Here is a 20,268-nt window from a genome sequence, read left to right as displayed (position 1 = left end):
TGAGCCAGTTGTCGTACTCCTAAGGTCCCCGTTCGAGGTTTGGGACCAGTTGTTTGGCCCGCTCATGACCAGGCAGTGGGGGAGCGGTTGAGGAGTAGTGGTGGCCGGTGGGGGTGGTGACTGTCAGTTGGTGTCTGTTGCCTGGTTCGGGCTTGGCGCTCCAGCCGGGGTTTTCTTTGGTGTGGTTGCAGTGTTCGCAGAGTCCGGCTGCGTTGGTGAGGGTGGTTTTGCCGCCTTGTGACCAGGGGATGATGTGGTCGTGGTGGCGGATGGGGGCGTCGCAGTAGGGGGTGCGGCAGAGGTTGTCGCGGGTTTGGATGAAGCGGCGCAGGCCTGCTGGGAAGAAGCGGGCTCGTGAGTCCATGGCGAGGAGTTCGCCGGTGGTTGGTGCGGTGTAGAGGCGGCGGAGCCAGATGTTGAGCTCGGCGTTGCTGTTGGGGTTGCTGGTGCTGGTGTCTTTGCTGGGGCTGTGGTCGGTGTCTGGTTGGTCTGGGACGAGGAGGTTTCTGGCCCATTCGGCGGGGACGGTGCCGTATCCGTCCAGGCGTGCTGGTTCGGAGTCGCTTTGGAGGAGGGTGCGGTCGGTGATGACCAGTTGCAGGTCGATGCCGGAGAATCCTTGGCGCCTGCCGGTGATGCATTCGGTGAGGGTGTCGGCCATGATTTGGCCGCGTGTGCGGGTGTCGCCGTCGGAGCGTGCGGTGCTGGCTGCGTTGGTGAGTGCTTTGTAGACGGCGACTCCTTGGGCTACGGGCAGGAGCGCGGTGAGGTAGGTCATGGTGTCCGGGGCGGGGCGGAGGCTGACGTGCCGTTCGGTGGCGGCGTGGGCTGCGCGTTGGGTGATTGAGCGTGGGTCGCGGCGGTAGGCGGCGGCTTTGGCGGCGGCGATGATGGTTTTGTCCCCGGCGCCGTCGAAGGTGCCGGTGTCCGGGGCGAGTTCGTCGTCGACGGCGCAGCGGTCTTCGGCGGAGAGGCAGGCGGTTTCCTTCACGAGGAGGGTGGCGCGCCATTCGTTGAGTTGTCCTGTTTCGAGGGCTGTGAGGGTGTGGGGCATTTCGGTGACGAGTGCTTTGGCCAGGCCCAGGAGGCGGGAGCCTTTGTTGGGTGATTCGCGGCGGGCCAGGGCCACTTGGGTGGCCACGCCGCGGCCCTGCTCGCTGGCGGGGACCCCGGCGTCGGCTTGTTCTTGCCGCTGGGCCAGGTCGAACGCCACGGCGATCTTGGCTTGCAAGGCTGAGATCGCCGACTTCATGTCCTCAAGAACCCGCAACTGATCGACCAGATCCTTGCTGATGGCTGAGGCCTGCGGCGTGTTGCAGACTTTGTCTGCCGGTCGCATCAAGGGAGCGAAGTCTGAAGCATCGAGGCGCGCAGACAATGAGACGGCGTTGCCCGTCGCATGTGTGCCCTGAACCTCTTCCATAGTCACACTCTGCCAGGAGGCACTGACAAAATAGGCCCGGCCGGTCAGCACGGAATCCAACCAGCTGAAACACAAGCCTTCGGCCCGCCAGGTCAACGGGTCGGTTGCTCCCTCGAACCTCGAGTTGAACCACCCACCCCTTGTCCGCGTCTTTACATCAGGGGAGGATTTGTGGCATTCAGGGGAGGACAAACGCCATGACCCAGCTAGAGAAGTTCGAAAAGTACCTGATCGAAGAGTTCTACGACGACTACCGTGCCGGCGAGATGTCGCACCACACCTTTACCAGGCGGGTCGCATTCATCATGGGCAGCATGACAGCTGCCGCCGCTGCCATGACCCTGGTTGGCTGCACGTCGGAGGAGGTGCCCCGGAACGGAACTCCCATGCCAACCCCCAACGCGTCTACGGTGTCCGGAACGAGTACTACTGCCGTGCCGAACGCCAAGAGCCCGCTCTCCGTACCTGAAGGAGCAGCTGGACTGACCACTGAAACGGTGAAGTTCCCGGCCCAGGGGACGGACATCAGCGGCTACCTGGCCCGTCCAGAGGGTGGCAAGCCAGGCCCGGCAGTGCTGATCTGCCACGAGAACCGCGGGCTGACCCCGCACATCCAGGACGTTGCGCGCCGCTTCGCCAAGGAGGGTTACGCTGCCCTGGCCTTGGACTTGCTGAGCCGGGAGGGCGGTACGGCGAACATGGATCCGGACGCGGTTCCCGGGGCTTTGACGAATGCCGGCGCTCAGCGGCACGTGAACGACTTCAAAGCCGCGTTCGATTACCTCAACGGCCAGGACTTCGTGGATCAGGGGCGTATCGCCATGGTGGGCTTCTGCTTCGGCGGAGGCATTACGTGGCAGTCAAGTACCGAGATCCAAGGACTGAAGGCGACCAGCGCGTTCTACGGACCCGCCCCGGACCTTGCGAAGGTTCCGGGCATCAAGCCTGCGGTGTACGGAGTGTACGCGGAGAAGGACGCACGGATCACCGGCCCCATGCCGCAACTCAAGGAAGCGTTGGACAAGTCCACCGTCAAGCACCAGCTCAAGGTCTACCCGGGAGTGGACCATGCCTTCCACAACGACACCAGCGACCGCTATGTAGAGGCACAGGCCACCGCGGCCTGGAACGATACCTTGCAGTGGTTCAAGGACAACGTCTGATCCTAGCCACCAAGCCGTTCAGCCTCGCTGGCCAACTCCGCTTCCAACGTCTCGATGCTCGGCAGGCTGGAAACCAGGTCATCGGGCAGGGAATCGGCCAAGGAGGTCCGCCACTCGGCGATGCCGATGGGAGTGTTGAAGCCGCGCAGCGCGTACTCGGCCACCACGCTGTTTTTCTCCTTGCACAGCAGCAGGCCGATGGTGGGCTTGTCGTCCGGGTGCGCCATGAGGTCGTCCACGGCTGCCATGTACATGCCCAGCTGGCCGAGGAAACCGGGCTCGAACTTCACGGCTTTCAGCTCGATCACCATGTAGCAGCGCAGTTTCAGATGGTAGAAGAGCAGGTCGGCAAAGAATTCGTCCCCGCTGATCTCCAGCCGCACCTGCTCGCCCACGAACGCGAATCCCTGCCCCAGTTCCAGCAGGAACTTTTCCACGTGCTTCACCAATTGCAGCTCGAGGTCCCGTTCGGTGTGCCGTTCGGTCATGGAGAGGAAATCGAAGACGTAGGGATCCTTGGTGGCCTGCTGCGCGAGGTCCGAATCGGCCGGAACCATGGTTGAGGCGAAGTTGGTGATGGCTTGGCCGGAGCGCTCGTGCAGGCGTGTGGCGATCTGGTGCACCATCACGTTGCGTGACCAGCCATGGGCAGCAGCTGCCGCGGCGTACCAAAGCCGCGTGGCGCCGTCGTCGAGCTTCTCCAAGAGGGCGATCTGGTGGTACCACGGCAATGTTGCAAGCGGCGCTTGCAACATTGGGTAGTCCGGCCAGGCCTGGGCGAAGCTCTTCATGTAGCGGAGGTTCCTGGGGGAGAAGCCCTTGGCTTCCGGGAACCGGGTGCGGATGTCCGCCGACAAGCGCGTGACCACCTTGGCGCCCCACCCTTGTTCGGATTCGCGCTCGGCAAGGTGCTTCCCGATGCTCCAGTAGGAAGCCAGCAACTCACCGTTGGCCGCAGCCTGGGCCCGCGTCCGCCCGGCGCGGACCTCCTTGGCAACGGTGTTCAACAGCGCCGGGTACCAGTCGGGCATGGAGGAAGCAGCAGGCACCCCCGGGAAGGAGGCGGCATCGGTAACGAGGTCTTGCGACGGCATGGTGTCTCCTGTCGATGGGCTGGCGGGAACCACGCTAGGAGGAGGCGCTGACAGAATAGGGGCGTGAGCGATGCCGGCGAATTCGTGGACTACACCCTGCAACGGGAGTCCTCGTGGGAGAAGGCCTACGAAAACCGTGAGCGCGCCGGGGACGGCGTGGAAGTGTACGGCGCCTCGGTGGGGGCGGTCCGCGGGACGGTCCGGGACGCGCTCAAGCGCTACAAGGACCTGGGCCATGACGACATCACGGCCCTCAGCTCAGAGTTGTGGTCCACGCCCGTCTTCGAACGGAGGCTGGCGGCGGTGGTCCTCCTGCAAACCAAGGTGGGCGTACTGGTCAACACTGACCTCACCCGTATTGAAGGCTTCCTCAGGCAGGCCGGAACCGGGAATCTGGCCGATCCCCTCGCCCTTGATGTCGTCCGTCCTTTGGTGGAGCGGCTCCAGGGCCAAGCCAAGGTGAGGGCCGGGAAGGTATTGGAACGGTGGGCGCAGGACCCGGATCCGGCGCTGCGCCGGGCGTCGGCGCTTGCCTCAGGCCGGCAGCCGCCCCTTGATTAGCCCCCATGACCGGCCTAGCGTTTTCCCCAACACATGCCAGGTGTCAATTTTCATGGATTGAGAGGCAGGTTGTTTGATGAAATCGCTGTGGCTGGACCGCGAAGCCGGCATGACCTCCGATCCGCTCCCCGACGGGAAGCACTTTGACACGATAGTTGCCGGTGCAGGATTGACGGGCCTGGTGGCTGCGCTGTTGCTTTCCCGTTCCGGGCAGCGGGTGGCGGTCTTCGAAGCCCGGACGGTGGGTGCCGTGACCACGGGAAACACCACCGGCAAACTGAGCCTCCTGCAAGGGGGAGTCCTGTCCAGCCTGCGTGCCCAGTACTCGCTGAAGATGGTGCAGGCGTACGTCGAAGCCAACAAGAGCGGACAAGCTTGGCTTACCCAGTACATGGACCAGCAGGGTATTGCGTACCAACAGCGCACCGCCGTTACTTTCGCAACCAGCGACGACGGCGGCCAGCGGCTTCGGAAGGAAGCTGCGGTATCGCGAGACGCGGGTTTGGATGTCCACTTCAGCAGGGATGCGGGCCTGCCGTTCCATGTGGTGGAAGCCCTGGAACTGGAGAACCAGGTCCAGGTCAACCCGATGGACGTGCTGGAGGTCCTGGTCCGAGACATCCGGGATCACGGCGGCCTGGTGGTCGAGGGTGTCCAGGTGCAGAACGTCGGGTCCGGCCAGCCCCTGGAGGTCACCACGCGGAAGGGCTCCTTCACAGCTGACACCGTCGTGCTGGCCACAGGAACTCCCATACTGGACCGCGGCCTCTACTTCGCCAAGCTTGAGCCGAACAGGTCCTACGCGGCGGCCCTGAGGTTTCCCGCTGACAGCAAAATTCCCGACGCAATGTACTTGTCCATTGACCCGCCCACGCGCTCGCAGCGGACTTTTCCCACAGACCAGGGGGAGTTGCTCCTGGTGGGTGGCTATGGCCACCCGGGAGGCCGGGCAAAGTCCCCCAAGTCCCATGTGGAGGCCTTGCTGGCGTGGGCGCATCAGCACTATCCCGGCGGTGAAGTCACGCACACGTGGTCTGCCCAGGACTACCGGGCTACCAACCTGATGCCGTTCTTCGGCAAGCTGCCCCGGGGGCACGGCCGGATCCTGTTCGCCACGGGATACAACAAGTGGGGCATGAGCAATGGTGTGGCCGCGGCGCTGTCCGTTACCGCAGACATCCTGGGCGGTCATTCGGACTGGGCAACCACCATCCACCACAGGGTCACCCATCCGCAGGGCGCCGCGGAGGCCATCCGCCTGAACGCCTCAACGGCAAAGCGGATGATCGATGACCGGGCGCGGGTGAAAAGGAACCCTGAAATCACCGGGGAGACCAGGCCGCCGGAAGGCAAGGGAGTGGTGGGGCTGTACAAGGGCGAACCCGCGGCAGTATCCACGGTGGATGGCAACGTGTGCATGGTGTCTGCCAGTTGCGCCCACCTGGGTGGGCTGTTGACCTGGAACGATGCCGAGAAATCGTGGGATTGCCCGCTGCACGGCTCCCGGTTCACTCCCGAGGGAAAGTACTTGGAAGGACCCGCCACGCACAACCTGCAAAAACCTCCGGCCAAAGAGAAGGACTAACCCAGCCGTTCAAGCCGGCGCTTTGCCTGATCGGCTGCGCGCCGCTTTTGCGTTGCGGTTCGGACGGCCTGTTTGTTGGTTGATTCCGCGGCTTCGGCATCCCGGGTGATGCCGATCAGTTCGGCTTCAAGCGATGCCAGGCGCTTCTTGGCATCCTCAAGGTTTGACCGAACTTCCTTGCGTCGGCGCTCCAGCGCCTTGACTGCCTCCCAGGTCCCGTTGGCCGTTTCTTCGGCTCCGCGCGCTTCTTTGTCGGCGGTTTCGTAGTCGGCTGTTGCTTCGGTGAGGGCGGCTTGCCGTTTGGCGGCACGGCGCTCGGCCAGCGACGTCGCGTCTTCCCCGGGAGCCTTGGCCTTAGCCTTCGCCGGGGTTTGCGGCGCGGGCTTCCTTGCGGGCTGCGGACGCGGGTCCGGTTCCGGTTGGCGGGGAACCGTATCTTCGGGACTGCCCGCGGCGATCGCGCCGCTGAGGTCCACCGCTTCGAAACCGCTGCTGCTGAGCCCGCGAACCAGCCGTCCAGTAACAACGGCGGCGGCAGCCCCGGCGTCGGACATCGCCGCGCGGATGGTCTGCTCGACGTCGGCAGCGGCCGCCGCGCTCAGCCCGGCTCCCAACTCACCGGCCAGGTCTTTCGCGGCTTTCACCGCCGTGGCCAGTTCGGCCTGGCGCCGCTGTCCCAGTTCACGGAAAGCTTCGGCGTCGCCCTCCTCCTGCGCATGGCGCAGCGCAACACCAAAGCGTACGACGCCGTCAATCACCTCGGGCTTGTTGACGGCCAGTATGTTGATGGCCCAGGCACCGGCGGCCGGCTTTGGCAAGGCAGTGATCTCTTTGGCCAGGTCCTTGTTTCCTGAGTCCTTGGCTTCCCGGGCCAAGGCCGTTCGCCGGGCGGTGAAGTCGCGCGGCAGCACGGCATACAACTCCTGGGCGGCATCGCTGAGGTCCATGCCCTTATCCTAGGGTCCTTGTCCTGGGTAGCCGGCTGGATACCAGCTACGCGGCGTCGGGTCGGCGGCCCACCTCGGCTTAGGGTAGCCTAAGTCACGTGGACCAGATCATGAGCTTGCCCTTCGGCGTCGCGCTCGCGGCGCTCTTCGCCATTGTCATGATCCGTGTCAATGCCACCTACTGGCTGGGCCGGGGAGCCGTGGCAGGGTTTGCCCACACCCGCTTCGGGGCCTCGTTGGAAAACCCCAAAGCTGCCCGTGCCCAGGCGCTGATCCGGCGCTGGGGACCCTACGCCGTCGTGGTTTCATTCCTCACCATCGGCCTCCAAACGGCCGTGAACCTCGCAGCAGGTGCCGCGCGGATGCCGCTTCGGCGATACGTGCCGGCGGCCATTGTTGGTTCGGTGCTGTGGGCGGTGCTCTACGCGACCATCGGGCTGGCCGCCTTGGAAGCGTGGTTGGCGGTAGCCGCTGCGTCGCCGGTGGGAGCGGCAGTGGCCATCGCCGTCGTCGCAATCCTCGTGGTAGTCATCGTCATGGCCCGGCGGCGTCGGGCAGCGGCCAAATCTGCGGATACAGTGGTCTGAGTTCTACTGCTGCATCGGCGAAAGGTTCGGCTTGACTACTGCATTACCGGAACTGGCGGAAGGCGATTTCTACTACGAATCGTTGGGTGATGGCCGGTACCGCTCAACCATCCATGCCCAGGGCGCCTGGAACCCGCACGAGCAGCACATGGCCCCGGCCTCGGGCATCATCGCCGATGCCCTGGTCCGCCACGAGCCCCGAAGCGACGTCCGGATGGCCCGGATCAGCTACGAAATCCTTGGCCTGATCCCCGGCGGTGAGTTCCAGGTGATTACCTCCACCCTGCGGCCGGGCCGCACCATCGAACTGATCCAGGCCGAACTGGTGGCCGCCGGCCGCCCGGCCATCCGTGCAACGGCCTGGCGCATGGTGACCAGTGATACCAGTGCCGTCGCGGCTGTCGAGGATGAGGGCATGCCCTCCCCGGACGAATGCAAGCCGTGGGACGGTGCCAGCGTTTGGCCAGGCGGGTATATCCGCTCCTTGGAGATGCGCATGGCCGAGGGGCACCGGCCGGGCTCGGGAAGGGTCTGGATCCGCACCATGCATCCGTTGACTGACCAGGAAGACAGCAGCGACCTGGCACGCCTGATGGGCCTGGTGGACACGGCCAACGGCATCGCAGCCAGGGTGCCGCCAGGGGAGAACAGCTACATCTTTCCCAACGTCGACCTGCAGGTCCATATGTACAGGGAACCGGCCGGCGAGTGGCTTGGCCTGGACAACAAAGTGTCCTTCGGCGCCGACGGCATCGGCCTGACCTCCACCGTGCTCCATGATCTGGACGGTCCGTTCGGCAGGGCCGAACAGATCCTGACCCTGAGGAAGAGCTGATGGCCGCCCTCACTGTCTACCGGCAACCCCAAACCTTGGGCGCGGCCAAGGACCTGGACTTTGCGCTGGAATTGCTGCAACGCGCACGAAGGGGTGAACTCACACCTTCCTTGCGTCTTTACCGCCCGGAGCCCACGGTGGCCTTTGGGCAACGGGACGCGAATCTTCCCGGTTTCAAGGCTGCGGAGGAAGCGTGCCGGAGCCTGGGTTTTGAGCCGCTTGTCCGCAAGGCCGGCGGACGCGCCGCCGCCTACCACCAAGGAACACTCGTGGTGGACCATGTTGAGCCGCACCCTGATGCGATCGTCAAAGCCAAAGCCCGCTTCTCGGAATTCGGCGAGTTGCTGGCCGGTGCGCTGCGCAGCGTGGGCGTCCATGCCGCCGTCGGCGAAATCCCCGGCGAGTACTGCCCGGGCGAGTTCAGCGTGCACGGCGAAGATCCGGTATTCCCGGCGCACCGCATCAAGCTGATTGGCACGGCGCAGCGTGTCGTCTCCGGGGGATGGTTGTTCAGTTCGGTCATTGTGGTGGAAAATTCCGTCCCCATCCGTGAAGTCCTCACGGCAAGCTACGAGGCCCTGGGCCTGGAATGGGATCCGGCCACGGCCGGGGCCGCCAATGACCTCCTTCCGCACCTCGATGTAGCCACCGTGGAGGATGCGGTGGTGCAGGCGTACGGCACCTATGCTGACGTCGTCGAAGGGGACTTCGGGGCACTTATCGCCTGAAACGGGCTCCGGGCACGATATGCCGCCTGGAACCGGCCGCCGCCCGGCATTCGGGCAGGCGGCCGGTCCCGGAGGGTGATCCCCAGGGCTAATGACGGGTCAGTGCCCGCGCGCGATCCACTCGTCCAGGTGCGGTGATTCCGCGCCGATGCTGGTGGACTCACCGTGGCCGGTCAGGACCACAGTGTCTTCCGGGAGCGTCAAAAGGCGTGTCCGGATGGATTCGATGATGGTGGGGAAATCGCTGTAGGACCGGCCCGTTGCCCCCGGGCCGCCTTGGAACAGGGTGTCTCCGCTGAACACAGTGTCCACACTGCCTTCGCCCGCCGCTTCGGTGGATCCGGCAGGCAGCAGGAAGGACACCGATCCGGGGGAGTGGCCGGGGGTGTGGAGCGCCTTCAGCGTGGCACCACCCACGGTGAACTCGTCGCCATCCTCGATTCCCTGGTCCGGGTCCGCGTCCGGGAACACTGCGTGCCACAGCATCCAGTCTTCCTTGTGCAGGTGGACGGGGGCCTTGACGAGGTCGCGGAACTCGCCCGCGTACCGGATGTGATCGTCGTGCCCGTGGGTCAGAAGGATCGCCGTGACGGTCCGGCCACTGACGGCGTCGGCGATCGCCTGGGGGTCATGGGCAGGGTCGATGACGATGCACTCTGTGTCATCGCCGATGATCCAGACGTTGTTGTCCACGTCCCAGGTTCCGCCGTCCAGGGAGAAAGTCCCTGAGGTGACGACGCGGTCAATGCGTGCGTTGTTGGACTGGCTCACAGTTCCACCACCGATCGGAGGACGGCACCTTGGTGCATTTTGTCGAAGGCTTCTTCCACCTGGTTGATGGTGATGCGTTCAGTGACGAAGGCATCGAGGTCCAGCTTGCCCTGCTTGTAGAGGTCCACGAGCATGGGGAAGTCCCTGGAGGGCAAGCAGTCGCCGTACCACGAGGACTTGAGGGATCCGCCGCGCCCGAAGACGTCCAGCAGCGGAAGATCGAGCGTCATCTCAGGGGTGGGGACGCCAACCAGGACAACCGTTCCGGCAAGGTCGCGCGCGTAGAAGGCTTGCTTGTAGGTTTCCGGGCGTCCGACGGCGTCAATCACCACGTCAGCGCCGAAGCCGCCGGTCAGGGCACGGATCTCTTCGACAGGATCGCCGGCGGAGGAGTCCACCGTGTGCGTTGCACCCAGTTCCTTGGCCCGTTCGAGCTTCTTGGCGTCAATGTCGACGGCAATGATGGTGGTGGCTCCGGCCAAAGCGGCACCGGCGATGGCGGCCACGCCCACTCCGCCGCAGCCAATGACGGCCACCGAGTCGCCACGCTTGACGCCGCCCGTGTTCAGTGCGGCACCCAAACCTGCCATGACGCCGCAGCCCAGCAGGCCTACGGCGGCGGGATCGGCTTCGGGATCCACCTTGGTGCACTGTCCGGCGGCCACGAGCGTCTTCTCGATGAACGCGCCGATGCCCAAGGCGGGGGAGAGTTCCGTGCCGTCTTCGAGGGTCATTTTCTGGGTGGCGTTATGGGTGTTGAAGCAGTACTGCGCCTGGCCGCGGTTGCATGCGCGGCAGTTCCCGCATACTGCACGCCAGTTCAGGACCACGCGGTCGCCCGGAGCGATGTCCGTGACGTCGGGTCCCACGGCGTTAACCACACCGGTGGCCTCGTGGCCAAGGAGGAACGGGAAATCGTCGCTGATTCCGCCGAGTTTGTAGTGGAGGTCTGTGTGGCAGACGCCGCTGGTGAGGATGTCCACCAGGGCTTCGCCGGGGCCTGGTTCGGGGACCAGGACGGTTTCGAGTGTTGCGGGGGCGCCTTTGGAGCGTACGACGACGCCCTTGACTGCATGGACCATGGAGGTGTTCCCTTCGGGCTCGCTGACAGCGGGTTCCGTTGCAGGCACCAGGCCTGCAACGGATTCCCACTCTGTCTATCACACGAGGCAGACGGTCCGCCGGGGATGAAGGGAGTACCTCCGGGCGGAGCTGTTGGGCTTGCCTAGGCCGCCAGCCGGCTCTCCACCTCGGAGGCCGAGGGGTTGGTGGCCGCGGTGCCGTCCGGGAACAGGACGGTGGGCACCGTGCGGTTGCCGCCGTTGAGCTTCTCGACGAGCTCGGCTGTGCCTTCGACTTCCTCGATGTTGATCTCCTGGTATCCGATGCCCTTGGCGTCGAGCTGCTTCTTCAAGCGGTTGCAGTAGCCGCACCAGGTGGTCGAGAACATGGTGATGGTGCCGGAGTCGGGGGTGAAATCCACAGAGCTCTCCTGAGTATGGGGTCTTTCGACGGGTTGCTTTCGTTGCTATCAACGGTAACGCGGGGACCAAAAATTCCCGTCCGGCAGCGAAGCAGGATTACGTCACATACCCCTTGCTGGTGGGTTGGCCGAGGACAGGGCAGACTGTTCGCATGTGTGGACGTTATGTGATGGCCCGTGCGGTGGGAGACCTCCTGGCGCAGTTCGACGCCGAACTTGAGGAGGAGATTGCGCTGGAGAAGTCGTGGAACGTAGCCCCGACCGACGCCGTGCCGATCGTCCTGGAGCGGCTCGTTGACGAGGCTCCAAGGCGGCAGCTCCATATCGCAAAATGGGGTTTGGTCCCGTCGTGGGCCAAAGACTCCAAGGGTGGTGCCCGGCTGATCAATGCCCGCAGCGAGACCCTGCTTGAGAAGCCGTCCTTCAGGAAAGCCGCGGTTGCCAGGCGTTGTGCTGTCCCCGCGGATGGCTACTACGAGTGGAAGAAGGGCGAAGGAAAGAACAAGCAGCCCTATTACGTCCACCCGGGTGGCGGTCACGGCTTGGTGTTCGCGGGACTGTATGAGTGGTGGAAGGACCAGAGCCTGCCGGATGACGATCCCGCGCGGTGGCTGTTGTCGATGTCCATCATCACCGCCGACACACCGACGGCCGAATCTGCCCGGACCAGGCGCAGTGCGTCCGTGTTCGATGAACTGACGGCGCTGCATGACCGTGTTCCGCTGCCAATGGACCCCGAAACCATTGAGGCCTGGCTGAATCCGCGCGAGAAGGACGCTGAGGGGCTGGTGGATATGGTCCGGTCCAGGGCGCACGATGCCGCGGCTGATTGGACCCTTGATGCCGTTGGCGCGGCCGTGGGCAACGTCCGCAACAACTCACCGGAACTGATTGAACCGGTGGAAGGCCTTTTCTAGCTAGAGGGATTCGCTGACGGGCACACCTGATTGGAACTCTCTGCCATCGGCTTCGCTGAAGGCAGTCATGAGGTGACCTTTGGCCAGGCCGTGGATGGCGGAAACGGGAAAGTTGCCGGTGATCACGTTGCCGTCGTGTTCGACGCCCTTGATGTCGTAGTTTTCCTCGGTGCTCAACGAATGGTTGAAGGAATAAAAGGATATGGCTTCGCCGTTCATGAATTCGATGCCGAGCCTGCGCTGGGATGAGTAGTCTTCGCTGGCAGCTACCAGGCCAACCACATAGGCGCCGGACCCGGGGATGTTGCCGTCGATTTCGAAACGCGCCACGAGGTTGTCGTCCGTGGCCGTGATGCTGACCTGCTTCAGGAGTGCGTCATGGGTGCTCATGCCACAATCCTGCTCTGTGGACCCGCCCGCGTCCAGCCCCGGGAATCATCCTTCGAGGAGTTGGCGGACGTTCGCTGCGACGGTCGAGTGTGCGATGTCCTGCCCCCGGCGCGCTGTCAACAGGTGCAGGGCAAGCCCGTCGCTGTAATCGGCAACGGCCTCGGCCCGCACCCGTGAATCGGGGACGCCGAGTGCCTCCAGGATCTGCGCCAGTCCGGTCAACATGCGCTCGTGCCCCGCGGAGACCGATTCCGGCCGGTCCAAGGCAAAGACGAACCTTGCCCGGGTGAGGTCGGCATGTTCCCTCGCCAAGGCCAGCACCGCGCCGGTGAGTTGCTCAGCGAGCTCCGCGACCGACGTCGGAAATTGTCCTTTTGCTTGTTGCTGCAGCAGGCGGGAGTCCAACTCTTCAACGCGGTCCAGGGCGGCAGTTACCAAGGCCGCCCGATTGCGGAAATAGTTGGAGGTGGTCCCGACGGCGGCGCCCGCTTCCGCGTCCACGGCGCGGTGCGTGAGGCCCTTGAGGCCTTTCGCTGCCACGACTGCGAGGGCAGCGTCGGCAAGTTCGGTTCGGCGGTCCGGCATGGGGAAAGCTTAGCCTCAACCACTGTTGCCACTACAAATGTAGTTGTACTGTGGAGGAATGGAAAAAGTCGACATCATTGGTGGCGGAATCGCGGGGCTCGCTCTCGCAGCAGTCCTGGACCCGGCCAGGTTCGATGTCACCATCCATGAGCAGCGGCCCGAACTCCCCACCGTAGGGACAACCTTGGCCATGTGGCCGGGCGCCCGCAAGGCCTTGGCTGAACTAGGACTCCTTGAAGCCATCAAAGCCGCGGGCGCAGTCCTTGAGTCCGGAGCGCTCAGGGAACCCTCCGGCCACCCCATGCTCGCCATGGAAGGTGGAGGACTGGTGGGTGTCACCAGGCCCACGTTGCTGCGGTTGCTGGACTCAGCCGTCCCATCATCAGTCCGCCGCGAACGGCATCGGGTGGCGGACCTCCCGCCAGCAGCGGGGCTGGTGGTAGGAGCGGACGGGGTCCACAGCGTGGTGCGAAGGGCCGCGTGGGGCGCGAAGACTTCTGCCAGGCCGACGCCATTCATTGCAGTCCGGGGGGTGGTGCCCGGGCGTCCGTCCACCCAAGACGTAGGGGAGTACTGGGGTCGGGGGGACATCTTCGGCGTCGCACCGGCGGAAGGGGGCACTAATTGGTATGCCTCCTTCCGCTCCGACCTTGGCCCTGAACGCGTGGATGTTGCAGAAGCCTTGGAAGTCACGCGGCAGCATTATTCCAGCCACTCAACGGCGGTGCAGGGCGTTCTTGCCCTGGCGACGCCGGACATAAGCCTCGCCCAGCGGATTTGGACCGCACCGCCACTGTCCGGTTATGCCAGGGGCAATGTTGTGCTGCTGGGCGACGCTGCCCACGCCATGACGCCCAACCTGGGCCGGGGAGCCTGCGAAACACTGGTTGATGCAGTCACCCTGGGAAGCCTGCTCAATGTGCTGCCCCGCGAAGAAGCGCTCCGTGAATACAACAAAGAGCGTGTCCTCAAAACCCAGCGGCTCCGTCTCGCGTCCTCGCTGATGGGCAGGGTAGCCCTTGCGCAAACCATGCAACCAGTGCGGGACGGCTTGCTCAAGCAAGTGGGCAAGCTCGTCTCCAGGAGGCGGGGCAGGGTGAAAACTCCAGAGTAGGATTTGTGGCTCCGTCGCCGTAAACTGGAACTATTCGAACATATCTTCGAATACAAAAGTGGTACGAGGAGCGTGGAAATGGGGCTGTTCAGCGAGTCAGTCACTGTCACCTGTGCAGAAACCGGACAACCCCAGCGCATTCAATGGCAAAGCCGGGAATACTGCGTATGCGCCGAACCTGTCCGGTGGTTCGAACGGCGCCAATGGTGGATTGAAGAAAGCCGCGCGCCGCTGGGTACTGGAGCGGGACTGGTTGATCACGAAATCTGGCGCGTCCAGCTCCAGGAAGACACCGCAGGGCCAACAGCAAAAACCATCACCCTGGACCTCGTCCGGCATCTGGGAAGCGGCCGATGGAGGCTGCTTCGCATCCACGATGCCGCACCAAGCCAGGCCGTGGAACCAGACGAAGCCGCCTGAACCTTGAGCTTCACGCACCTGCACGTCTCCACCGCCTTCAGCGCCCATTACGGGGTCTCCTGGCCGGACGAACTCGCACAAACTGCCGCAGCAGACGGAGCCACAGCGCTCGCCTGCACTGACCGCGACGGACTGTACGGCACCGTCAAACACCTCAAAGCATGCATGGACGCCGGCCTCGACCCCATCATCGGCGTGGACCTCGCCGTCTTCGACGATGACGGCGACCACCGAACCCAGCTCGCGGGCCGCGTCGTCGTACTTGCCCACGGAAACACCAACGGAGCCGGTTACCGTGCCCTCTGCCGTCTCGTCTCCGACGCCCATGCCCGCACCTCGGGAAAAGCCGGAGGTGTGGTACCCGTCGCCGTGACCAGGGCTGAGCTCGCCTCAAGGACGCTCGACCCCGCAACCCTGAAACCGGTCCTTACCGTCTTGATCGGACCCGACTCCGATGTTGGCCGTGCGATGGGAGGAAGGAAATACCTCCGGCCAAGGACCCTCTTCAAGGAATGGATCGACGCCATGCCGCCCGGCACCATCGTGGCGGAGATCGTCTCCCACCTCAGCCCACCAGGCCAACCCCTCAGCACCGCCCACGCCATCCGCATGCTCAAACTCGCCCTGGAATACAACGTCCCGGCAATCCTCAGCAACGCCGTCCGCTACTGCGCACAAGACGGCGCCGCCACCGCCGATGTCCTGGACGCCGCCAGGTCCTTGAAGTCACTTCCTGAGCTCTCTGAAGCTCCGCTGCTGCAACCCACCGGACAAGGGTGGCTCAAGAGCAAAGAACACATGCACCAGCTCGGCAAGGAAATCATGGGAGCCGCGGGGCACAGCGCTGCCGAGCTCAACAAACTCCTGAACAACACCGAAGCGCTCGCCGACAAGTGCCGGATGAACCCCGTGATGGACATGGGATGGAAGAAGCCCGTGGTTCCCGAAGCCTCCATCATCGGCATCACCCAGGACCCCATGGTGGAACTGACCCAACGCTGCGAAGCGGGAATCACCAGGCGATTTCCCGGGATTGGTGGCAAGGCCTTCGAAACCATGCGCTCGCGGTTGGACCATGAGCTGGAGATCATTGGCGGATTGGGCTTTGCTTCCTATTTCCTGACCGTGGCAGAGGTCTCCAGGATGATCCTTGAGATGGGCGTGCGGGTGGCAGCCCGTGGGTCGGGAGCCTCCAGCCTTGTCAATTACCTGATCGACATCAGCCAAGTGGATCCCCTTCGCCACGACCTCATCTTCGAGCGGTTCCTGTCCGGTCGCCGTTCCACGCTGCCCGATATCGACATTGACGTGGAAAGCGCTGAAAGGCATAACGTCTACCGGAAGATCTTTGACCGCTTCGGCGCCGAACGGGTCACCCTCATGAGCATGCAGAACGGATACCGGGCCAGGGGAGCTGTCCGCGACGCCGGGATGGCCCTTGGCATGGACCAAGGCGAGATCGGCGAAATAGCCAAGCAGCTGTGGCGGTTTTCTGCCCGGAAGTTCCGGGAAGCCATGGTGGAGAAACCCGAACTCCGGGAGTTCGCCGAACGGGTGGAATCAGGACGTGGGCGGGGGACGCCCGAAGACCATCAGCAACTGGACCTGCTGGTGGACCTTACCGAGCGGCTGGACCGTTTGCCACGCCACATCTCCATGCATCCCTGCGGTGTGATCCTGGGGGACGCCACCCTCCTGGACCGGACACCTGTCCAGCCCAGCGGCCTGGGCCTGCCCATGAGCCAGTTCGACAAACACGACATGGATCCCATGGGGATGCTCAAGCTCGATGTCCTTGGCGTCCGCATGCAAAGTGCCATGGCTTTCGCCGTCCGTGAAGTCATCCGGCTCCACCCAGGCAAAGCGGCGGTTGTGGAGGCGGGCAACCACCCTGTCGGTCCGGTGGGAGAGGGGCCGGCCTACATCGCCGAGGACGGCAGGATCGACCTCAATGCCGTGCCTTTCGACGACGAGCCCACCTACGAGCTCATCCGCAGTACGCATACCCTGGGCTGCTTCCAGATCGAATCTCCAGGCCAGCGCGAGCTCATCGGCAAGATGGCACCGCGCGAATTCAACGACCTTATCATCGATATCTCCCTCTTCCGGCCGGGACCCATGAAATCGGACATGGTCCGTCCCTTCCTTGAACACCGCCATGGGTTCGCACCCGAGATCTATCCCCACGCCGACCTGAAACCCGTATTGCAGGAAACCCATGGCGTCACGGTCTTCCACGAGCAGATCCTGAAGACCTTTGATGTGATGACAGGATGCGGGCTGGCCCGCGCAGACGAATTCCGGCGCGCACTGGGAGATGAGGTCCAGGAACCCGGCGTGGAAACCTACTTCAGGAAACATGCCATCAGGAAATATCCGCCGGACGTGGTTGACAGGGTGTGGGGAACCCTCAAGGCCTTTGGCAGTTTCGGTTTCTGCAAAGCGCACGGCGCCGCCTTCGCTGTGCCCACCTACCAGTCGGCCTGGTTGAAGGCGCACCATCCCGAGGCTTTCCTGGCCGGGTTGTGGGAACACGATCCCGGGATGTATCCCAAGCGCCTGTTGGTTGCCGAGGCGCGCCGACTGGGCATTCCCATCCTCCCGTTGGACATCAACCGCAGCCAGGCTGAGTACCGCGTGGAACGGATCCAGGAAGGCGCGGACGCCGGCAAACTGGGCATCCGGCTCAGCCTGACCGGAATTTATGGATTGTCCGGGGCGGAACTGAAGAGGATCGTTGCCGGACAACCCTTCGACTCACTCGCCGATCTTCGGGCGCGGGCAAGGGTCAGCAAGCCCAACATCAAGAGGCTTGCCCAGTTGGGCGCGTTTGACCATCTCCACAAGGATTCGGGCAGCACGGCAAACCGCGCCGACCTGGTGCAGCACCTCCAGTCGCTGCAGGCGGCTCCCGCCAGGAAGACCGTGGATGTCATTGACGGCCAGTTGTCCCTCCCGATCGGAGACGTGGAACTACGCAACCTGGTGCCGGAACACCCTGAACCTTCCACTGTGGATATGGTGCGGGCGGAACTGGACCTGATGGCGGTGGACGTCAGCGAGCACCTCATGGAAAGCCACCGGCCCTTGCTGGACAAACTGGGGGTTACCACAGCAGATAAGCTCCTGGGCCTCCGCAACGGATCCGAAGTCCTGGTTGCCGGGGTGCGGGTTGCTACCCAAACCCCGCCCATGCGGGGTGGGCGAAGGGTGGTCTTCATCAGCATCGACGACGGCACGGGGTGTGTGGACAGTGTCTTCTTCCACGAAGCCCAGGAAGAATCGGGTCCGCTCCTGTTCGGCACCAGGCTCTTGCTGATCCGGGGGACAACGCGGAGGACGGGACCCAAGGGCATCAGCCTCAGTGCCAGCAAGGCCTGGGACCTCAGCCGCCCCGAAACATTGCCCTACCCCGAAATCCTGCCTGCCGGCGTCGTCATTCCGTCCGAATTGGTGCATGCAGGTCCCCTGGACGGCATCAGCCGGAACCTTGCCATTACGGGACTGGGGAGCTGATCCGCAGCCACATCCAGACCCGGCGCGCTGCTTTGGCCGCCTCCATGCGTTGCGGATACGATTGACGGTGGCTGGCTGTGGTCCCCGTACGCCACAAGCTATGAAGCCTTCACTATGAATAGGAGACACCCGTGTCAGATGCCCAACAGATCACCCTCATCGTCGATGGCGAAGAGACCAAGGTGACGGAGGGGACTACCGGCGCGGAACTCTTCTTCGAGCGCCGCGATGTTGTTGTTGCCCGTGTTGACGGTGTGCTCAAGGACCTTGACCAGCCCCTCGCAGACGGTGCAAACGTCGAGGGCGTCACCATCGAATCGCCGGACGGACTCAACGTCCTCCGCCACTCCACCGCCCACGTCATGGCACAGGCCGTACAGCAGCTGCGCCCGGACGCCAAGCTTGGCATTGGTCCTTACATCACCGACGGTTTCTACTTCGATTTCGACGTCGCTGAGCCGTTTACCCCGGAAGACCTGCGCCAGCTGGAAAAGATGATGCAGAAGATCATCAACCAGAACCAGAAGTTCGTCCGCCGCGTCGTTACTGAAGAAGAAGCCCGCGAAGCCATGGCCAACGAGCCCTACAAGCTCGAACTGCTGGGCAAGAAGAACGACGCCGCAGATTCCGCCGAAGGAGTCAACGTGGAGGTCGGCGCCGGCGACATCACCATTTACGACAATGTGGACCGCAAGAGCGGCGACAGCGTGTGGTGCGATCTTTGCCGCGGCCCACACCTGCCGAACACCAAGATCATCTCCAACGCCTTTGCGCTGACCCGTTCGTCCTCCGCCTACTGGCTGGGCAACCAGAACAACCAGCAGCTCCAGCGGATCTATGGAACGGCCTGGCCCACCAAGGAAGCCCTCAAGGCGTACCAGGAACGCATCGCCGAGGCTGAGCGACGCGACCACCGCAAGCTGGGCGTTGAGCTGGACCTGTTCTCCTTCCCGGACGAACTCGGTTCGGGCCTTCCGGTCTTCCATCCCAAGGGCGGCATCATCCGCAAGGCCATGGAGGACTACTCCCGCCAGCGCCACGTGGACGCCGGCTATGAGTTCGTCTACACCCCGCACATCACCAAGGGACACCTCTACGAGGTTTCCGGCCACCTTGACTGGTACAAGGACGGCATGTTCCCGGCGATGCAGATCGACGCCGAACTCAACGAGGACGGCAGCGTGCGCAAGCCGGCGCAGGACTACTACCTGAAGCCGATGAACTGCCCTATGCACAACCTGATCTTCCGCTCGCGTGGACGCTCGTACCGCGAACTGCCGCTCCGGTTGTTCGAATTCGGTTCCGTGTACCGCTACGAGAAGTCGGGTGTGGTCCACGGACTCACCCGTGTCCGGGGCATGACACAGGACGATGCCCACATCTACTGCACCCGTGAGCAGATGAAGGACGAGCTGACCACCACGCTGAACTTCGTGCTGGGCCTCCTTAAGGACTACGGCTTGGACGACTTCTACCTGGAACTCTCCACCAAGAATGAGGAAAAGTTCGTAGGGGACGACGCCACCTGGGAAGAAGCGACCCGCACCCTGGCCGAGGTGGCTGAAGCCTCCGGCCTGGAACTGGTTCCGGATCCGGGTGGAGCTGCCTTCTATGGCCCCAAGATCTCCGTGCAGGCCAAGGATGCCTTGGGCCGGACCTGGCAGATGTCCACCATCCAGTTGGACTTCAACCTGCCCGAGCGTTTCGAGCTTGAATACCAGGCCGCAGACGGCACCCGCCAGCGCCCCGTGATGATCCACCGCGCCCTCTTCGGTTCCGTGGAGCGTTTCATGGGCGTGCTGACGGAGCACTACGCCGGTGCCTTCCCGGCCTGGCTCGCTCCTGTTCAGGTGGTGGGCATCCCGGTGGCCGAGGCTTTCAACGACTACATGTTCGACGTCGTTGACCAGCTGAAAGCGGCGGGCATCCGCGCCGAAGTGGATATTTCCTCGGACCGTTTCCCCAAGAAGATCCGTACGGCCAGCAAGGACAAGATTCCCTTCGTCCTGATTGCCGGCGGGGAAGACGCCGAGGCCGGTGCTGTCTCCTTCCGCTTCCGCGATGGCAGCCAGGACAACGGCGTGCCCGTGGCCGAGGCGGTCCGCAGGATCGTTGACGCCGTCAAGAACCGCGAGAACTGACGGAACGG

Annotated in this window: 19 protein-coding genes; 11 read left to right on the top strand and 8 right to left on the bottom strand. The window is 63.8% G+C overall.

What is annotated here, in order from left to right:
• Positions 1-19: 19 nt before the first annotated feature.
• Complete coding sequence (locus tag ACIQT2_RS01615; protein WP_402943128.1) at positions 20-1,339, bottom strand: HNH endonuclease; 1,320 nt, start codon at positions 1,337-1,339, stop codon at positions 20-22.
• A 281-nt stretch (positions 1,340-1,620) separates the two neighbouring features.
• On the opposite strand from ACIQT2_RS01615, the gene ACIQT2_RS01610 reads away from it, so the two are divergent.
• Entirely contained in the window at positions 1,621-2,586 is a 966-nt protein-coding gene (locus ACIQT2_RS01610; protein WP_402942964.1) for a dienelactone hydrolase family protein, read from the top strand.
• Between the two features lie 2 nt (positions 2,587-2,588).
• Here ACIQT2_RS01610 and ACIQT2_RS01605 read toward each other — a convergent pair whose 3' ends face one another.
• Positions 2,589-3,680, bottom strand: coding sequence for a YhcG family protein (locus tag ACIQT2_RS01605; RefSeq protein WP_402942961.1), 1,092 nt, complete (start codon positions 3,678-3,680; stop codon positions 2,589-2,591).
• 63 nt (positions 3,681-3,743) lie between these two features.
• Between ACIQT2_RS01605 and ACIQT2_RS01600 the strand changes: the two genes are divergently transcribed.
• Both ACIQT2_RS01600 and ACIQT2_RS01595 read left to right on the top strand, forming a co-directional pair.
• Positions 3,744-4,241, top strand: coding sequence for a DNA alkylation repair protein (locus ACIQT2_RS01600; RefSeq protein ID WP_402942958.1), 498 nt, complete (start codon positions 3,744-3,746; stop codon positions 4,239-4,241).
• Between the two features lie 76 nt (positions 4,242-4,317).
• A complete protein-coding gene (locus ACIQT2_RS01595; RefSeq protein WP_402942955.1) occupies positions 4,318-5,826 on the top strand; it encodes an FAD-dependent oxidoreductase in 1,509 nt (502 codons plus the stop codon).
• On the opposite strand, the gene ACIQT2_RS01590 is transcribed toward ACIQT2_RS01595, so the two are convergent.
• Complete coding sequence (locus tag ACIQT2_RS01590; protein WP_402942952.1) at positions 5,823-6,773, bottom strand: hypothetical protein; 951 nt, start codon at positions 6,771-6,773, stop codon at positions 5,823-5,825. The genes ACIQT2_RS01595 and ACIQT2_RS01590 overlap by 4 nt on opposite strands.
• A 98-nt stretch (positions 6,774-6,871) precedes the next feature.
• Between ACIQT2_RS01590 and ACIQT2_RS01585 the strand changes: the two genes are divergently transcribed.
• Genes ACIQT2_RS01585 through ACIQT2_RS01575 form a run of 3 tightly spaced genes read left to right on the top strand, consistent with a single transcriptional unit; the run spans position 6,872 to position 8,923 of the window.
• Positions 6,872-7,360: a DedA family protein gene (locus ACIQT2_RS01585; RefSeq protein ID WP_400331867.1), complete on the top strand. Its 489-nt coding sequence runs from the start codon at positions 6,872-6,874 to the stop codon at positions 7,358-7,360.
• Positions 7,361-7,391: 31 nt separating this feature from the next.
• Positions 7,392-8,195, top strand: coding sequence for a thioesterase family protein (locus tag ACIQT2_RS01580; RefSeq protein WP_402942950.1), 804 nt, complete (start codon positions 7,392-7,394; stop codon positions 8,193-8,195).
• Positions 8,195-8,923, top strand: coding sequence for a biotin/lipoate A/B protein ligase family protein (locus tag ACIQT2_RS01575; RefSeq protein WP_402942947.1), 729 nt, complete (start codon positions 8,195-8,197; stop codon positions 8,921-8,923). The genes ACIQT2_RS01580 and ACIQT2_RS01575 overlap by 1 nt, the downstream gene beginning before the upstream one ends.
• A gap of 99 nt (positions 8,924-9,022) precedes the next feature.
• Here the strand turns inward: ACIQT2_RS01575 and ACIQT2_RS01570 are convergent, their stop codons facing one another.
• The 3 genes from ACIQT2_RS01570 to ACIQT2_RS01560 form a co-directional block, all read right to left on the bottom strand.
• Complete coding sequence (locus ACIQT2_RS01570; RefSeq protein ID WP_402942944.1) at positions 9,023-9,694, bottom strand: MBL fold metallo-hydrolase; 672 nt, start codon at positions 9,692-9,694, stop codon at positions 9,023-9,025.
• Positions 9,691-10,776 carry an S-(hydroxymethyl)mycothiol dehydrogenase gene (locus ACIQT2_RS01565; RefSeq protein WP_400331879.1) on the bottom strand — a complete coding sequence of 362 codons (1,086 nt, stop codon included), beginning with the start codon at positions 10,774-10,776 and terminating at the stop codon, positions 9,691-9,693. The genes ACIQT2_RS01570 and ACIQT2_RS01565 overlap by 4 nt, the downstream gene beginning before the upstream one ends.
• Before the next feature lie 143 nt (positions 10,777-10,919).
• Positions 10,920-11,177 carry a mycoredoxin gene (locus tag ACIQT2_RS01560; RefSeq protein ID WP_397321604.1) on the bottom strand — a complete coding sequence of 86 codons (258 nt, stop codon included), beginning with the start codon at positions 11,175-11,177 and terminating at the stop codon, positions 10,920-10,922.
• A gap of 170 nt (positions 11,178-11,347) precedes the next feature.
• On the opposite strand from ACIQT2_RS01560, the gene ACIQT2_RS01555 reads away from it, so the two are divergent.
• Positions 11,348-12,094 carry an SOS response-associated peptidase gene (locus ACIQT2_RS01555; protein ID WP_402943125.1) on the top strand — a complete coding sequence of 249 codons (747 nt, stop codon included), beginning with the start codon at positions 11,348-11,350 and terminating at the stop codon, positions 12,092-12,094.
• Here ACIQT2_RS01555 and ACIQT2_RS01550 read toward each other — a convergent pair whose 3' ends face one another.
• Together ACIQT2_RS01550 and ACIQT2_RS01545 are read right to left on the bottom strand one after the other, a co-directional pair.
• On the bottom strand, positions 12,095-12,484 hold the full coding sequence (locus ACIQT2_RS01550) for a hypothetical protein (RefSeq protein WP_400331882.1): 390 nt from the start codon (positions 12,482-12,484) through the stop codon (positions 12,095-12,097).
• Positions 12,485-12,529: 45 nt separating this feature from the next.
• Positions 12,530-13,069 carry a TetR/AcrR family transcriptional regulator gene (locus tag ACIQT2_RS01545; RefSeq protein WP_402942940.1) on the bottom strand — a complete coding sequence of 180 codons (540 nt, stop codon included), beginning with the start codon at positions 13,067-13,069 and terminating at the stop codon, positions 12,530-12,532.
• Positions 13,070-13,127: 58 nt separating this feature from the next.
• On the opposite strand from ACIQT2_RS01545, the gene ACIQT2_RS01540 reads away from it, so the two are divergent.
• The 4 genes from ACIQT2_RS01540 to thrS all read left to right on the top strand — a co-directional run bounded on the left by ACIQT2_RS01540 (position 13,128) and on the right by thrS (position 20,260).
• Complete coding sequence (locus tag ACIQT2_RS01540) at positions 13,128-14,183, top strand: FAD-dependent monooxygenase (protein ID WP_402942937.1); 1,056 nt, start codon at positions 13,128-13,130, stop codon at positions 14,181-14,183.
• 78 nt (positions 14,184-14,261) lie between these two features.
• Positions 14,262-14,603, top strand: a complete 342-nt coding sequence (locus ACIQT2_RS01535; protein WP_402942935.1) for a DUF6504 family protein — start codon at positions 14,262-14,264, stop codon at positions 14,601-14,603.
• Between the two features lie 3 nt (positions 14,604-14,606).
• The gene (locus ACIQT2_RS01530) at positions 14,607-18,119 is read left to right on the top strand and encodes a DNA polymerase III subunit alpha (protein WP_402942932.1); all 3,513 of its coding nucleotides are present in this window, start codon (positions 14,607-14,609) and stop codon (positions 18,117-18,119) included.
• Positions 18,120-18,250: 131 nt separating this feature from the next.
• On the top strand, positions 18,251-20,260 hold the full coding sequence (thrS, locus tag ACIQT2_RS01525; protein WP_402942929.1) for a threonine--tRNA ligase: 2,010 nt from the start codon (positions 18,251-18,253) through the stop codon (positions 20,258-20,260).
• Positions 20,261-20,268: the final 8 nt, after the last annotated feature.

It is taken from the genome of Paenarthrobacter sp. NPDC090522 (assembly GCF_044769225.1).
Classification (GTDB): Bacteria; Actinomycetota; Actinomycetes; order Actinomycetales; family Micrococcaceae; genus Arthrobacter.
This window is presented reverse-complemented; position numbering and strand designations above follow the sequence as displayed.